The organism is Hymenobacter sp. AT01-02, from assembly GCF_000961955.2.
GTDB classification, from domain to species: domain Bacteria; phylum Bacteroidota; class Bacteroidia; order Cytophagales; family Hymenobacteraceae; genus Hymenobacter; species Hymenobacter mucosus.
Map to the genome: position 1 here is coordinate 18,899 of NZ_JZIR02000051.1, position 15,647 is coordinate 34,545.

The 15,647-nt window shown below is 53.0% G+C and carries 15 protein-coding genes; 7 read left to right on the forward strand and 8 right to left on the reverse strand.

Annotated elements, in window-relative coordinates:
* Positions 1-141 precede the first annotated feature (141 nt).
* Positions 142-510 (reverse strand): hypothetical protein, encoded by a 369-nt coding sequence (locus VI25_RS15430; protein WP_045687415.1) that lies wholly within the window; start codon positions 508-510, stop codon positions 142-144.
* A gap of 125 nt (positions 511-635) precedes the next feature.
* On the opposite strand from VI25_RS15430, the gene VI25_RS15435 reads away from it, so the two are divergent.
* Positions 636-1,925: a hypothetical protein gene (locus tag VI25_RS15435; RefSeq protein ID WP_055562632.1), complete on the forward strand. Its 1,290-nt coding sequence runs from the start codon at positions 636-638 to the stop codon at positions 1,923-1,925.
* 242 nt (positions 1,926-2,167) lie between these two features.
* On the opposite strand, the gene VI25_RS15440 is transcribed toward VI25_RS15435, so the two are convergent.
* The 3 genes from VI25_RS15440 to VI25_RS15450 all read right to left on the reverse strand — a co-directional run bounded on the left by VI25_RS15440 (position 2,168) and on the right by VI25_RS15450 (position 4,008).
* On the reverse strand, positions 2,168-2,797 hold the full coding sequence (locus VI25_RS15440) for a uridine kinase (RefSeq protein WP_045687429.1): 630 nt from the start codon (positions 2,795-2,797) through the stop codon (positions 2,168-2,170).
* A gap of 103 nt (positions 2,798-2,900) precedes the next feature.
* On the reverse strand, positions 2,901-3,485 hold the full coding sequence (rdgB, locus tag VI25_RS15445; protein ID WP_045687413.1) for an RdgB/HAM1 family non-canonical purine NTP pyrophosphatase: 585 nt from the start codon (positions 3,483-3,485) through the stop codon (positions 2,901-2,903).
* A gap of 139 nt (positions 3,486-3,624) precedes the next feature.
* Positions 3,625-4,008 carry a hypothetical protein gene (locus VI25_RS15450; protein WP_045687412.1) on the reverse strand — a complete coding sequence of 128 codons (384 nt, stop codon included), beginning with the start codon at positions 4,006-4,008 and terminating at the stop codon, positions 3,625-3,627.
* Positions 4,009-4,219: 211 nt separating this feature from the next.
* On the opposite strand from VI25_RS15450, the gene VI25_RS15455 reads away from it, so the two are divergent.
* The 4 genes from VI25_RS15455 to hemC all read left to right on the forward strand — a co-directional run bounded on the left by VI25_RS15455 (position 4,220) and on the right by hemC (position 8,262).
* Entirely contained in the window at positions 4,220-4,468 is a 249-nt protein-coding gene (locus VI25_RS15455) for a type B 50S ribosomal protein L31 (protein ID WP_045687428.1), read from the forward strand.
* Between the two features lie 148 nt (positions 4,469-4,616).
* Positions 4,617-5,855 (forward strand): GlmU family protein, encoded by a 1,239-nt coding sequence (locus VI25_RS15460; protein ID WP_045687411.1) that lies wholly within the window; start codon positions 4,617-4,619, stop codon positions 5,853-5,855.
* Positions 5,856-5,965: 110 nt separating this feature from the next.
* Positions 5,966-7,102 (forward strand): ATP-binding protein, encoded by a 1,137-nt coding sequence (locus tag VI25_RS15465; protein WP_045687410.1) that lies wholly within the window; start codon positions 5,966-5,968, stop codon positions 7,100-7,102.
* A 218-nt stretch (positions 7,103-7,320) separates the two neighbouring features.
* Complete coding sequence (gene hemC, locus VI25_RS15470) at positions 7,321-8,262, forward strand: hydroxymethylbilane synthase (protein WP_045687409.1); 942 nt, start codon at positions 7,321-7,323, stop codon at positions 8,260-8,262.
* Positions 8,263-8,358: 96 nt separating this feature from the next.
* Here hemC and VI25_RS15475 read toward each other — a convergent pair whose 3' ends face one another.
* Positions 8,359-8,994, reverse strand: a complete 636-nt coding sequence (locus VI25_RS15475; RefSeq protein WP_045690485.1) for a DUF2238 domain-containing protein — start codon at positions 8,992-8,994, stop codon at positions 8,359-8,361.
* Positions 8,995-9,295: 301 nt separating this feature from the next.
* Here VI25_RS15475 and VI25_RS15480 point away from each other — a divergent pair, with 301 nt between their 5' ends.
* Both VI25_RS15480 and VI25_RS15485 read left to right on the forward strand, forming a co-directional pair.
* On the forward strand, positions 9,296-9,946 hold the full coding sequence (locus tag VI25_RS15480; protein ID WP_045690486.1) for a peptidylprolyl isomerase: 651 nt from the start codon (positions 9,296-9,298) through the stop codon (positions 9,944-9,946).
* 38 nt (positions 9,947-9,984) lie between these two features.
* Complete coding sequence (locus VI25_RS15485) at positions 9,985-10,890, forward strand: SDR family oxidoreductase (protein WP_045690487.1); 906 nt, start codon at positions 9,985-9,987, stop codon at positions 10,888-10,890.
* A gap of 705 nt (positions 10,891-11,595) precedes the next feature.
* Here the strand turns inward: VI25_RS15485 and VI25_RS28940 are convergent.
* From VI25_RS28940 to VI25_RS15505, 3 genes are all read right to left on the reverse strand, one after another.
* Positions 11,596-12,588: an ABC transporter permease gene (locus tag VI25_RS28940; RefSeq protein ID WP_045689585.1), complete on the reverse strand. Its 993-nt coding sequence runs from the start codon at positions 12,586-12,588 to the stop codon at positions 11,596-11,598.
* Complete coding sequence (locus tag VI25_RS25220; RefSeq protein ID WP_161806957.1) at positions 12,585-13,211, reverse strand: ABC transporter permease; 627 nt, start codon at positions 13,209-13,211, stop codon at positions 12,585-12,587. Before VI25_RS25220 ends, VI25_RS28940 begins: the two co-directional genes overlap by 4 nt.
* A gap of 451 nt (positions 13,212-13,662) precedes the next feature.
* A complete protein-coding gene (locus tag VI25_RS15505) occupies positions 13,663-15,225 on the reverse strand; it encodes an ABC transporter substrate-binding protein (RefSeq protein ID WP_161806958.1) in 1,563 nt (520 codons plus the stop codon).
* Between the last annotated feature and the right edge of the window lie 422 nt (positions 15,226-15,647).

The following is a 15,647-nucleotide window of genomic DNA, read 5'->3' on the forward strand; positions in this document are numbered from 1 at the left end:
GGAAAGGATGCAGTAGCTAGTGTACTGCGAGCTGCTGGAGCAGCTGCGCCACGCAATAGTCAGAGTAATATCGGCGACAACTGAACGCCGATTTCTAAGAAAAAGTGCAGGCAGTCAATTGGTTGCAGGGCAACCTGGGCACTACGGGGCGTGCGGCGATAAAGCAGCTACGAGCAGCCGCGTGCGGAATAAATCCGGAATAGCGCAGGGCCGGGGAGCAAGTTGCGCCAGGCGTACTGGCAACCAGCCAAGCCCGACCACTGGTGTTGGGAGCGGTAGCCACGCATCCACCGCTGGGGCCAGGAAAAGCCCTAGCGGCGAAGTGGCTTCGAGATTTACGCGCTGCTTTACTACTGCCGCCCGGGGGGCAGCGTCTACCCGCGTGCCCTTACCCACCGGCACCACCCGCAGCGTAGCCACAGCTTGGTGGTTCAGCGACAGCACAAACAGCATAGTAGCTGTGAGCAGCGCGAAACGCAAGCGGAGTAAAAAGGTGGGTAGGAGGTGCACCGAGTTTGAGGGTAAGAGCTACAAATATACCTTTTTGCCTTGCCCGGCGCAAAGTATCCACCGAGGAGATAAAGCAAGGCAGTTGTTTTTTCGCACTTTACAACCAACTATATGCCTATACCCCTATGAGTGGCCGCTTTATATCGTGTTTGTTGTTCATGGTGCTGAAATTTTCGGTGCTACATCCGGCCGTAAGTCAGCCTGCTACTATCCAAGCATCGGTAGAAGTAAACCGGATTCTGAGCCTCGTGCGCTACGTAGAAGTTGTGGCCGGTGGCAAAGGCTACCGGGGCGTGCGGCAGCAGTTTGAGCAAAGTGCTTTCAATACGCCAGCAGCGCAGGCCGCTATCCGGCGCTACCAGCAGCTCCCCCGCGAGGTAGATTTTCAGTGGCCCGACTACCCTGCCGACCGTCTGGGCTCGTCGGGCAGCAGCTGGAACCTCTTTATCAAGTGCGCCGCCGACGCGAAAGACCTCCCGGATTTGCAGCAGCGCGCCGTTGGGCTCATGCCCAACCAAACCTTGGTTGAGCTTAGTCAGGTTTATCAGGCATTGAGCCCTGCCTTTGAGGAGCTGCTCTGGTATCCCTACCAAACTCAGCTAACTCAGGAGCGCGAGGCTTACCAAGCCTACCTCGACCGAAAACAACTGCTCAAGCACTTTACCCGGCTGCGCACCTTCTACGGCAGCAGCTGGCCAAATGAAGTGCCGTACCGCATTATGCTAAGCCCATTGCCTGGGCCCGCTACTACATTCACCAACTCCGCCACGGTAGCCAGCAACATCGTGCTACTCGACTGCCACCCCGCTTCCACCGATTTCGTGTCGGGCAGCACCGTCATGTTTCACGAAATGAGCCACTCGCTTTCTATGCAGCAGCGGCAGGAGTTGCAGCAGCAGATGGAGCGGTGGTACCAGCACAGCGGCTCACCTGCTTGGCGCTATGCTTACTCTTTAATGGAAGAAGGCCTGGCTACTGCTGCCGGCGAATGGATTTACAAGCAGCAGGCCGGCCAAACAGAAAGTGGCGAGTGGTACCACGACGACTACATTGATCGGTATGCCAAAGCCATTTATCCGCAAGTAGAAAGCTACATTGCCAATGGCCGCACTATAGATAGCGTATTTGTGCGGCAAGTAGTCGCCACGTTCGATGCTACTTTCCCATATGCTGCCACCGAGTACGTAAACCTGTTCCGCAAAGCACTGTACTGGACCGATACCGACCCGGCGGCACCAGTGCTGCAACCCTTCCGTGACGCATTTCGCAGTACCTATACCCTTACGTCAACTCCCATCCTAAACAAGGATAAAACACTGGCTACGGCCAAAGAGGGAGTGTATCTGCCGATCATAATTATCACCCAGGAGCACGCCGCTACGTTGCGCTATTTGCAGAAAAATTGGCCTAGCTAAGCAAGCAGCGCCTGCGGCCGGAGCAGGACTTTGTTCTTAGCCTGACCAGTACAACCGGGCCACTGATTCTTATTAACGTGCATGACCGGGCGAAACTGTCTGCTGCCGCGCAGTACTTAAAGAAGCAGAAGGTTATTCAGCCTAAGCAGCCACTTTGGGTGATGTAACATAGGCCAGAAAGCACAAAAGCCTCGGTGCCGGATAGGGCAGCGAGGCTTTTGTGCTTTTTATTCGGGTAGTACTTATATAGTGCTGGAGTGAATCTTGCCTTTCAAGTAACCCACTAGTACATCCAAGCCCCGGTCGAAATGCCGGTTGTTGGGAATGATAATGTCGGCGTCGTGCTTAAAGGGTTTGATGTACTTCTCGTAGGTAGGCGCTACGTGGTTGGTGTAGCGGTAGAGCACATCCTCCAGGTCATAGCCCCGCTCGTCCCGGTCGCGCACAATGCGGCGCTGTAGCTTCACGTGCTCCCGGGCATCAATGTAAACCTTCAGGTCGAGCAGCTTGGCCACTTCTTCGAAGTAGAACACGAAGATGCCTTCTACCACGACAATGGGCGCAGGCCGAAACACGAGTTCCGTAGGCTTCACGTTGGGGTTGTTGAACGTGTATTCCTGACGGCGCACCTCTAGGCCTTGGCTGATGCGAAGTACATCGGCCGCGTACGCCTGCGAATCAATGCTAGAGGGCAAGTCGAAATTCGTGACGCCCTGGGAATCTACCTGCTGAATTTCGCGCGGGTGGTAGTAGTTGTCCTGGGAAATCAGGCAGATTTCTTCTTCGGGAAACGAGGCCAGCAGCCGGCGCAGAAAGGTGGTTTTACCGGAGGCGCTGCCGCCCGTGATACCGACGATGAAAGGGTGTTGCATGGAGGGGGGAATAGGCCCGTACCGGCGGGGCCAACCCTGCAAAAGTAAGAAGTTTGAAGCGGAGAAGAACAGAAATCAGGAAAGGCAGCTCCTTCAGAGGATATTACTGCACTTGGTTGAGGAACGCAACTAGCTCCGTCACGGCCCGGCTGCGGTGGCTAATGCCGTTTTTTTCTGCCAGAGTCATCTCCGCGAAAGTGCGGCCGTCGCCTTCTAAAGGCTGAAAAACGGGGTCATAGCCAAAGCCATCCAATCCGCGCACTTCCTCCGTAATCATGCCTGCTACCGAGCCCGCGAAGGTGTGCACCGCGCCAGTTGGTAGCACCAAGGCCACTACCGTTCGGAACTGAGCCGAGCGGTCCTCATGTTCCGCCAACTCTTGCAGGAGCTTCTGCACATTATCGGCAGCTAGGCGCTGGGGACCAGCATAGCGCGCTGAGTACACGCCGGGCGCCCCGTCTAGTGCTGCCACTTCAAGGCCGGTGTCATCGGCAAAGCAGGCCACGCCGTAGTGGTCCCACACGTACTGGGCCTTTTGGCGGGCATTACCTTCCAGAGTTTCCTGCGTTTCGGGCAACTCTTCCTGGCAGCCGATATCCGCCAGGCTCAGCAGCTCAACGAAGTCTGGTAGCAACGGCCGGATTTCATCCAGCTTGTGGGCATTGTTAGAAGCGAAGCAAAGACGCATAGCGGTAAAGAAAATGAAGCAGTAAGGTGACAGAAGCTATACAAGCTACGGTTCTGTCATCTGCACGACATAAAAAAGCCGGTCGAGCCGGCGAGAAACAAAACAACGAATAAATCAGCTTTTGCCCGTCCGCGCCCACCTACCGAAACATCGATTTTATCGTGTCCCAGGAGCGTTGCATGGCGCCTGGCATAGGGGTAAAGGTAGTTTGGTAACGCTGGCCGCCCGCCGTATTACAGATGGTGAGGCGATAAGTAACCGACGAGCTACTTATCTCTTGGTTGATCTCCTGATCGATAAACTGGTAGCGGTGCTGAGCATTGGGCTCAATAGCAGCGAGGTGGCTGTACTCAGCTTCGTTGGAAGCTTTGCGCGCTAGCTCGTACTTCTGAATGCCGATTTCGCTGCTTACTTCCCATTCCACCCGCACGGCGGCATCATCATAAGCTGCTTGAAACGAGGTAGCATCGGAACCACGCCCTCCAACAGAACCAACCAACAGCACAAATGAGAGCGTGAACATACGATGATACATAGGCAGATGCGTGTAGTAGTAACAGTTGTCAATACGGTAGTAGCTGCCAAACATAACCAATTCTGACTACCCAGGTTCCGAGCGGGCTCGGACGTAACGGAAAAGTAATGGTATCCTTTTGAAATCCGAACGTAACATGTACTTTTGCAGTCCCTTCCGCAAAATCGGCAGGCACTCAGGTACAAACGGCATTACGACCATGAAAAAAGACATCCACCCCGAGTATCGCGAAGTTGTGTTTCAAGACACTTCTAGCGGCTTCAAATTCCTGACCCGTTCGACCATGAACTCGAACGAGACCATCACGATGGAAGACGGCAAGACTTACCCCGTTATCAAGGTGGAAGTTAGCAGCGAGTCGCACCCCTTCTACACTGGCAAAAACGTGCTCCTCGACACGGCTGGCCGCGTAGAGAAGTTCATGAACCGCTACAACAAGAAGAAGTAATTTCCCGTGGCAGGTGCTTTTTCAAAGGCACGTGGCATGAGCGAATAGAAACTCCCGCTGGCTCGCCTGGCGGGAGTTTTTTTATACTTGCACTAGCTAAAAACCAGCGCCGGGCCTGTATCCCGCCCACTTTAAGTTTTTTGTACCTATGCGCGTTCTGCTTTTTGATGATCCGGCCATTCGGCCCCAACTGTTGCCCTTCACCTTCACGCGGCCCGTGGCTGCACTACGTTGTGGCATTCTTACTCTGGCTGAGAAATGGCAGCACCGCTTGGGAGTAGCAGAGGTAGGGTATCTGACGGAGGCGTACTTGCAAGCCAAATTTCCTGCTGGCAATACCCAAGGCGCTGCGCTGCTCATCAACGGAGCCGTGTGCCCCGATGATGTGCTAACGAAACAGGTACAGGCACTAGCGCCGGGTGAAGCCCTGTTTGACGAGGAAACCCTGGTGGCAGCTCACCTCGCCGACGCCACCCAGGTAGCCGAACTGATTCAGGATGGTTTCCAACGCACCCATGAGGTAGCGGAGCCCGCTACGGTCATTCAGGCTGTGTGGCATTTATTCTTGCGTAACGGAGCCGAAATCCGCCGCGACTTTGACTTGCTCACCCGTGGTCGGCAGTCGGCGCCGGTGGGGGATGTGCACACTATCGTGTACGCGCCGGAGAGTATCTTCATTGAGCCCGGCGTGAAAATCCGGGCTGCTATTCTCAATGCCGAGAACGGCCCAATCTACCTGGGTAAAAACTCTCAGGTGCATGAAGGCGCTATTATCAGCGGACCCTTGGCGCTATGCGAAGGCTCGCACATCAACGCGGGGGCCAAAATGCGCGGCGACAACACCGTAGGGCCCTACTCTAAAGTAGGTGGCGAGGTAGGCAACAGCATTGTGCTGGGCTACTCCAACAAAGGCCACGATGGCTACCTGGGCAACTCTGTGATAGGGGAGTGGTGCAATTTGGGCGCCGATACAAACACTTCTAACCTGAAGAATAACTACGCGCCTGTTAAAATTTGGAGCCACTCGGCAGGTCGTTTCGTCAACACGGGCCAGCAGTTTTGCGGGCTGATGATGGGCGACCATAGCAAGTGCGGCATCAATACCATGTTTAATACCGGCACGGTGGTAGGCGTGGGAGCCAATATTTTCGGGGCTGGTTTCCCGCGCACCTTCATTCCGAGCTTTAGCTGGGGCGGAGCGGCAGGTTTTGAAACCTTCAAACTGCCCAAAGTGGCGGAAGTAGCAGAACGCGTAATGGCGCGTCGTCAGCTTTCGTATGATGCTACTGAGCAAGCTATTATGCAGCACATATACGAGGCTACTGCCAAAGACCGCGTGTGGGAGAAAAGCACACCGGCTGCTCCACAGGCAGGCATAGAGTTGTAAGCGCCGGGTAAGCCAACCAGTTTCTAGGCGCTATTTTTTGCAAGCCTACTAAACGGTGAGGCTAGTGATAGAGAGCCATCAGGAGCAGTTTGTAGTTTCTTTTTTAACAAATGCGTTTCTCAGAAATACCGGGTCAGCAGCAAGTTAAGCAGCTTCTTATTGGGAGTGTGCAACGGCAGCATGTGGCGCATGCCCAGCTGTTTCGTGGGGCCGAAGGTTCGGCAGCCCTGGCTCTTGCCCTGGCCTACGCTACCTTCCTGAACTGCGAAACCCGCTCGGCCACGGATGCTGACTCCTGCGGGCACTGTCCGAGTTGTCAGAAAATTGACAAGCTCATTCATCCTGACCTCAACTTCATCCTACCCGTTACGACCACGAAGGCTGTACCTAAAGATGCTGTCAGCAGCAAGTTTGCAGCCGAGTGGCGCACCTTCGTGTTGGAGAATCCGTACCAGGGGCTCAACGACTGGATGCAGCACATTGGGGCCGACAACAAGCAGGGGAGCATATCCAAGGAAGAAAGTCTGCAACTGCTGCGGCTCGTTTCCTTGAAGGCGTTCGAGGCACAGTTCAAAATCGTAATTATTTGGTTGCCAGAGTTGATGCATCCTTCAGCGGCCAATGCTGTATTGAAGCTGCTGGAAGAGCCACCACCCGCTACGGTATTTCTGCTGGTGAGCAATGCTCCTGAGCAGCTATTGCCTACTATCATTAGCCGCGTGCAGCCAGTAGTGGTTCGGCCCTTACCTGAAGAAGAGCTGCTCGCGTGGCTACGCGATACGCATCAGATCCCGGAGGTGAAAGCTCGGCAGCTGGCCCAGCTAGCCGAAGGTAACCCTGGCACTGCCCTAGTGGCGCAAGCCAGCAACAGTGCCGACCACGACTACTTTACCTTCTTTGTAAAGTGGATGCGACTATGCTACAGCAACAACGTGGGGGAGATGCTCGCCATCAGCGACGATTTTCAGAAGCTGGGTCGGGAAAATCAGAAGGAGCTGTTACAGTACGCGCTGGTGCTATTGCGCAAGGTGCTCCTCTTCGGACTCGATGCGAAACTAGTGCCCCATTTGGCCGCTAACGAGCAGCAATTTGTGCAAGGGTTTAGCCGCTTCGTTACACCCCGCAACGCAGAGCCTATTACAAAGGAGCTGAACGAAGCGCACTACCATGTAGAGCGCAATGCTAACCCCCGCATGGTTTTCGTGGACACGTGTCTGCGGGTGGCAGAACTTCTAAAAACGGCCTAAATACGCTAATTACGCATAAAATACAAATTGCTAAATTGGTATAGTAAGTGCTAAACTTGGTATAGTAACTACCTTGCTGGGTGGGCGCCGTATCTTTGCAAAGGCCTTTAGCCAGGATGTACTTCTCTTTTCGCTGAGGTAAGCGGAAAGCGGTTGAGAGCCGGGAGCAGCTTAAAGAAAGCGGCTCTTTTTCAGATTGTGCTTTTTATTTTTCTGCTTTGAAAACAATTCGCATTGGAACGCGCGGTAGCAAGCTGGCGCTGTGGCAGGCGCACCACGTTGCCGACCGCCTCAACGCTGCTGGCCTCGCCACAGAAATAGTTATCATCACCACTACCGGCGACCTAGTCCTAGACCGTTCCCTAGACAAAATTGGAGCTAAGGGCGTGTTCACGGAAGAGCTGGAAGAAAGCCTCCGCACGGGTTACATTGATATTGCTGTGCACAGCGCCAAGGACGTGCAGAGCACTATCCCGGCTGATCTAGAGTTGCTGGCTTTTTTGGAGCGTGAGCAAGTAAACGACGTAATCGTCAGCTTCGACCCCAACCTTGATTTGCAGCGTCCAGACCTTGTGCTGGGCACTAGCAGCACCCGCCGCAAGGCCATGCTGAGGCGCTTCCTGCCCCATGCTACTACGGCCGAGGCCCGCGGAAACCTCCAAACTCGCCTCCGCAAGTTGGAGGAAGGCCAGTATCATGCGCTAGTCTTGGCCTATGCGGGAGTACACCGGATGGAATATGATAATCTTATCCGGTACGTGTTGCCGGAGACGCAATATATCCCAGCTACTGGCCAGGGGAGCGTAGCTATTGAAAGTGCCCGCAACTTAGACCCAACTCTTAAGAGCGAACTGGAGCGTATTCTCAACCACCCAGCTACTAACGTATGCTTGCGGGCCGAACGGGCTTTCCTGCGCACGATGGAAGGCGGCTGCAGTATTCCATCGTTTGCTCTGGCCACGCTAAGCTCCAATGGGCAGGAGGTGCATCTGCACGGCGGGCTGATTAGCCTTGATGGTCAGCAGTTCATTGATGAGCAGCAAACGGCCTCAGCGGACCAGGCCGAAGACTTAGGTGTTCGTATTGCGGAAAGCGTGCTAGCCCGCGGTGGGCAGCAGATCCTCAACGATATCCGTCAGGATCGCAACGTGGCGTTGTAGGCGGGAAAGTAGCTTCAGTAACAAGCAACAGGCCGGTCACCTTGCGGGACCGGCCTGTTGCTTGTTACTAAGGTAGATAGATATTATTGTCCTGGTTTAAGCTTTGGGTGCGCGTCCGAATAAGGCATATACTATCAGTGCAAATACGGCTCCGCTGGTGTCTGCTAGCATGTCCTTCTGAGCATCCCAAATGTCACCTTGACTACCAAGAAAGGCAGCACCAGCTTCTCCGCCGGCCTTTACGGCATATACCCACTCTATCAATTCGTAGGTCATGGCTACGGTGCCAATTACGCAGAGCGGAAAAAGGTAGCTAATGAAACGGCTCTGAATAAGGCCTTTGCGGTCCGTTAGTTCAATGATAGGGTAGGCGTAAAATCCCACCGTGAAGTGGGCTACCCGGTCGTACATGTTGCGCTTGAAGCCAAACAGGTTGTTGAACCAGTCAAACGGGACTTTCTCAAAGGTATAATGGCCGCCAATGGTGTGCATAAACAAAAGCACGCTCATCAGGGCGTAGGCGAGATTGGAAAACCGTACGCCGCGCACATACAGCACTACCAAGGCCACCACAATAAGAAAAATCGGAACGTTCTCGGCCCACCATGTTCCGCGCTCCGCTGGGGCAATGCCCAGCACCACAAACTCGACTAAATAGGCGGCCAGCAGGAGCATAGGAAACCAGTGGATGCGAGGGGCAACAGGCGTAATAGGCGTAGAAGGTGAAGTCATACGATGAAGTGAGGGGAAGAAAAACGGACGAAGTGCTGGCCTCCATACGGCTCTAAGCAGAATTAGTCGAGCTTTGGTCGTATAGTCGAGATTTTAGTACAAATGCTGCGCCCGTTGTTGCTACCCGTACAGCGGCTTCAGTCTGGGGCGCCCACATAAAAGGATAGCTAGGGTAGGTACCCAGGAGGCTTTGAGCGGACTGCTGGTGGTAATAAGTGCATGTGGTGCATCTGTCACGGATAGAATTTCAAACTGCGGCTACCGAAAGCGCGTAATTTTGCCTCGTCAAAACTGATTTTGTATGTCACGTATTCCATTCCTGTCCCGCTTCGCCTTGCTGCTAGGTGCCTTACTCCTGGTAGCTCCTCTGGTAGTCGCCGCCAAAGGCCCCCGAAAAAGTAAAAAGGACGAAGTAGTTACTATCACCACCCCCCAAGGTGCTATTCGACTGATTCTGTTTGATCAGACCCCGTTGCACAAAGCTAACTTCCTGAAGCTAGCGACGAGTGGCTTCTACGATGGCACTACCTTCCATCGGGTTATTCCTGACTTTATGATTCAGGGCGGTGATGTGAACTCCAAAGACGACAACCCTAGCAATGATGGGGCTGGCTCACCCGATGAGAAAATGATTCCGGCCGAGATACGACCCGAGTTTACCCATAAGTACGGGGCCGTAGCGGCAGCTCGCTCCCCCGATTTTGTCAATCCCCAGCGGAGCAGCAGTGCTTCTCAGTTCTACATTGTTGAAAACCACCGGGGTACTTCGCACCTCAACGGAGCGTATACAGTCTTTGGCCAGGTTATCAGCGGGCTGGATGTGGTAGATAAAATTGCAGCTCAACCCACCGCCGAGCGTGATCGTCCGCTCACGGATATTAAGATGACGGTGAAAGTGGAAAAGCTGAAAAAGAAGAAAATCACGGAGCTATACGGCTATCAATACGAGTAAGCTCCTACCTGGCTCGCGCGTCGCTAACTCATCACTACATGAAAATTCTTCTTACCGGCTCCAATGGCTTACTGGGGCAAAAGTTAGTAGCATTGCTGCACCAGCAGCCAGATGTGGAACTCTTAGCTACCTCTCGGGGACGTAACAAGCTAGCGTCACTATATTCATCGGTACGCTTTGTTTCCCTCGATGTCACGGATTCCGCTCAGGTGCAGCACGTTATACTGCAGGAGCAACCCACGCATCTCATTCACACGGCCGCCATGACCAATGTGGATGAGTGTGAGCTGAACCAGCAAGCATGTTGGGAGCAAAATGTGACGGCCGTGCAGAACTTAGTAGCTGCGTGTGAGCAAACGAATACCCACCTGCTTCACGTCAGCACCGATTTCATCTTCAGCGGTGAAGTAGGCCCCCTGTCGGAAGAGGCCGCCCCTGGTCCCGTCAATTTTTATGGTAAGAGTAAGCTAGCTGCTGAGCAAGCGGTGCAAGCTTGCAAGTCTCCTTGGGCTATTTTGCGCACCGTGTTGGTGTATGGCACTGCTCATGAATATGGCCGGACCAACATTGTACTTTGGGTGCGCGAATCGTTACGGGCAGGCAAGCAAATTAGTGTAGTAAGCGACCAATATCGCACGCCTACGCTAGCCGAAGATTTAGCACTTGGCTGCTGGTTAGCTGCTAAGCACGATGCCACGGGTATTTATCATCTCAGCGGGCGTGAAATGCTTACTCCGTACCAGATGGCCCTTCAGGTAGCCGATTACTTTCACCTGGATAAGTCACTCTTAGTCCAAGTAGACGCTAGTACATTTACGCAGCCAGCGCGGCGGCCAGCACGTACGGGTTTTATTATCGAAAAAGCTGAGCGGGATTTAGGCTATCAGCCTCATTCCTTCCAAGAAGGAATTGCCCTTCTGGCTCAGCAAATGCAGCTAGCGTAAGACCTCAGCCCAATACGCGAACGACCAGATGCCCTACACGACATTTGGTCGTTCGCGTATTGGGCTGAGAGTAGTAGAAAATTGGGCTAACAAGCAAGAAAAAAAAACCCGTAGACAATGCCTACGGGATTTTCACACACCTATTGCAACAACCTATAGTACGTAGCCTTGCTGCGAGCAACTGCGCGGGCTAGTACAAAAAATCTAAAAATTAGTCATCAGATGACGTGGCTACTCCGACGAATAAGCCACCAACCAAGATTGCAGCGCCCTTACGCAGTGCTGCGGACCCGGCCGCGTATGGAATGCATTCCCCGTCAATTGTGAGATAATGCTTGGCATTTACCGTTACGGTGTGCCGCGCCATCATCTCAAGTATCAACGTCCGAAGTGCTTTGCCATGCGGACGATTGACAAGGAGCGAATTCATGTAAAACGGTAAAAAGAACTTAATAAAAGTGACCCCTTATCTTCTCCTTATGTGCCGTTCCATATGACAATATTAAGGGGGTAACTATAGGGTTGTAAAGGACACTTTTATCAAAATTGTGACTTGTATAATTGCTAGTTTTATTGTTAAAAATTAAGTTGATTTAAATCTCGCTAAAACTGCACAATCTCTAAAATCCTTTTCTGCTGCTCGAAAGCTTAGAAGGTAGTGTGCGTACATAGATTGTTGGCTAGATTGTGATGTGAAAAAATAGGCTATTTTGTGACATCTAGATGTTTGTCAAACCCCGTAATTTTAGTGCTTACTAAGGTGTGCAGACTTAGAATGGTGAAGAATATGGCTGCCCCAGGCCACACCAAAAGCCACCATGCTGCTGGCGCCACCCGGATGCTTGCTAGTAATCGCCCCCAGCTAGCAACTTCTGGGGCTAACCCAATTCCAAGAAACGATAAGGTCGTTTCAAGTCCAATAATGATGGCAATACTGAGCGGCAAACGGATGAGTAATACCGGCCAGGTATTAGGCCAAATATGGTACCGCAAGATTCTGAGAGTGGGCAACCCAGCAACAACGGCGGCTTCCACAAAAAGCAAGGCCTTGGTCCGTAAAGTCACGGCACGGAGTAGGCGAGCTGGGGTAGTCCAGCAGGTCAGGACGAGTAATACAACCAAGCCCATGGATGAAGGACGTTGTACGGCAGCAATTGCAAGAACCAGCGATAGTAGCGGAATAGAGTCTAGTAGCGCAATTAGTGCTTGCACCATACTATCTATTGGCACCGCTATTTGCCGTTGACCCCAACTAGTACGTCGGAGTGCGTAATAAACGGTGCAGCTCAAAACCCCTATTACTAGCCCTACAGGAAAAGGATTAGTGCGTAGCTGAGGTATAAATAGCAATGCAATGACCGCACCTATCACCCCCGCCGCTGCACTAGCACGCTGCACCTGATAAGTGCTGTTGCCCCAAAAACCAGCTATGCTACCCGCTGCACCGCCTAGCAGGGAAGCTAAAACAGCCGTTGGAATGCTGATGAGTAGCGTGGTGCGAGCACCAGCTAGTAGGAGCTGTAACACATCGTGCCCCAAGGGGTCGGTTCCCAACCAGTGGGGATCTTGAAACGGAGGCTCCTGGGTATGGAGTAAATCGGGAACAGGAGAAGAAGTGGGAGCAATACATGCACTGACTACCACTAGCAGAAGCCAACTAACCGCAAGCCACTGCGCAAACGAGAGCCGGCGAGTCATCTGTGCAAGCGAATGCGCGGGTCAGCCCACTGATACAGGGCATCGGCAAGTAACTGGCTTGCTAGCCGCGCTATTGCTACTAGTAGCACAACTCCCAGCAGAACAGGAAGATCTTGTTGGGCAGCAGCTTCAACGAACAAGCGCCCCATGCCTGGCAAGGCATATACCATCTCTACTACCACAGAGCCCGTTACCATACTAGGTAATAACTCTGTGAATAAAGGGAGGACTGGCAGCAAGGCATTGTGCAACACGTGTTTCCGAACAACCTGCACTGGTGGAGCTCCTTTTGCGCGGGCCGTGGCTACGTATGGTTCCCTTAGTTCCTGCTGCATAGCACCATCCAGTTGCACCACGAACCCGGGCAGTGCCACCAGAAGTAAGCTAAAAACAGGTAAAACTAAGTGGCGGAGGTATTGCAGCAACTCCTCACTCCAAGAGCTGTATTGCTCCGTATCATCGCCTAACCCGAAGGCCGGAAACCAGTTCAACGCATCCGGATTGGCCAATAGCAGCAACAAGCCCAGTGCTACCAGAAACAAAGGCAGGGCTTGAATACCGTGAAGTATAGCCAGTACCAAACCACGCCACCGACTATGATAGTTTACCCAAGAAGCGAGCAAGACAGTACTAATAGTGGCTAAGAACGTTGCCGAGACAGTAAGCGGTAGCGTGTAGCGTAATGCTTGTAGCAATAGTTTCGTTACGGGCGTGCCCTCGCGGTAGGAATTGCCAAGATCACCTTGCACTACCCCCCGTAGCCACCGATGGTATTGGTTGCGTGTTCCATTCCAATGCCAGTGGGGGTGCCAAGCAGGAGTATCGGTATCTGATGTTAATACCGATAGGTAAAATACTGGAAGATCAAGCCCATAGCGCTGACGAACTTGCTGTGCTATACGGGTTTGTTCACCTACTGATAATCCTCTGCCAAGCGTAGGTGCGTCTTGCAATGTTTGCAAGCCGATATCGGTAGCTGCCCACCTAGTTAGTAGAAAGATAATAGACAGGATGCCCCATGCTGCTAATACAGTTCGGCCTAAGCGAAAAAGCAGATAGCGCCCCATTTACCAGCTATTTAGTTACTGGTGAAAAGTCAATGGCGTTGGCGCGGTAACTCGGCTTGATGGAGGTCACAGGCACTCGCCCAAGGCGCCGGGCTGCTGCTATTCGGTATTGCAAGAAGTACAATACGTAAATGGGCCGTTCAGTGTAAAGTAAGCGTTGGAAACGACGCAGTAAGCGAGTTTTTTGCGCTGTATCAGGTGTCTGTACAATAGCCTCTATGAGATGGTCGCTGGCAGGAGTCCCAAAACCAGAGTAGTTGTACAGAGAGGTGCTATTCGAATGAAAAAGGGGGGTGAAGTCATACGCGGCAGGGTTGCCCCCTATGCTACGCAAACTCACTTCCGTAGTGCCTTCTCGGAGTTGTTGTACGAGCAAAGAGGCTTCGGTAGGACGAAGATCTACCGGAATGCGTATGGCCGTCGCTGCCGCTCGAAACTGAAGAGCAGCCGCTTCTAAAGCGGGGTCCCCTGCCCGATAGCTGAGTGAAAGGCGAAGCTCCAGAAGTTTACCTGCTTGCTTACGCACCCAACCCTGACCATTTACCTCGCGCCAGCCAGCCTTTCGTAACAGCGTTATGGCCTGCTGTGTATCATAGGTAGGTAACGGTAAGCTGTCATTGTAGTAAGGGTGTACTCGCGGACTAACGATGCTAGCGCTTCGGTATGCAGCGCCCTGTTGGGTAGCACGAATCAGACCTGGTACATCAAACAAAGCTGACAGCGCCTGTCGTGTAAATCGGTCTTGCAACGTTGGTTGACGCGTATTGAAGTTAGCAACAACGCATTCGTATGAATCCACTGTATAAAAGCTCAACCTAGCGCGGTCGGCATCCGAACGTCGAAGGCGAGCGAATTCAGCAGCAGGCATTAACGGATATAAGTCAATGTCGCCTCTTCGAAGCGCAAGCATTGCTGTGCCTGCGTCTGGAATAATTTGATAGGTAATACTTTTAGGAACCGCACGCAAAATCGGTGGTGCCTTAGTAAGAGCATCTCCCCACCACTTCAATTTGCGAGTGAAGGTTAGAAAGCGTCCGGGTTGCCAGTTTTTTAGCTGGTAGGGACCACACCCTGGTAAATTATCCGGGTGCTGAGCTAGCTGCGCAGCCTGATAGCGTTGTACGAAGCTAGTAACGGATGCGTATGCGGTTGCGGCTCCCGAGCGTAGTTCGCGGATAGAAACAGAGCGTAATGAGCCTTTAGGATCTAGTGCGTACTCAGGTAGGACAGAAAAGTCACCTGAATTGCGGACGTAGTCAGATGACTGCCCAGTACACACCAGCGTGAAGCGGCGGCTATCGGTTGTGTCGAGGCGGATATCCTGGATGAAATGGAACATAGCTTGATCCATTTCAGTGGGTAGCCCCGGGCAATTCATCATCTTCAGCGTGAACGCCACATCCTGAGCCACGATTGGCTTGCCGTTGTCCCAGGTAGCCTCAGGGCGCAGGCTGTAACTTACTAGCATCAATGAATCACCGAGGCGTTCAACCTGTGGGGAAGCTGCCGCCAGCCACGGCACTATGTTGCGCCCAGTATCTGAGATATTAAGCAGCGAGCAGTGCAGCAAAGTGCTTACCTCGTACGAGCTTGGGTTATTGGCGATAAGCGGATCAAGGTTCTCCGGGTCCCGCGCCCACCGGATACGCACGGTGTCGGGCGTTGCAGAGGTAGCGGAAGGAGAACATCCTGTTATACTACTCCAAAGTAGCAACAACAGACCGAAGAGGATTCGCTTCATGAACGGGTAACTGCGCAGTACAAGCTGCGTGGCAAGTTACCACGTTTAAAAATACCTACAGAGAATCAGAGAGTACTATCCTCTATGAAAGGTGCATTAGGCAACAACTTGACCTTCGCCCCAGCCGCTGGTGCCGTGAGCCGCAACAACCTGACCTTCGCCCCAGCCGCTGGTACCGTGGGCCGCAACAACTTGACCTTCGCCCCAGCCGCTGGTACCGTGGGCCGCAACAACCTGACCTTCGCCCCAGC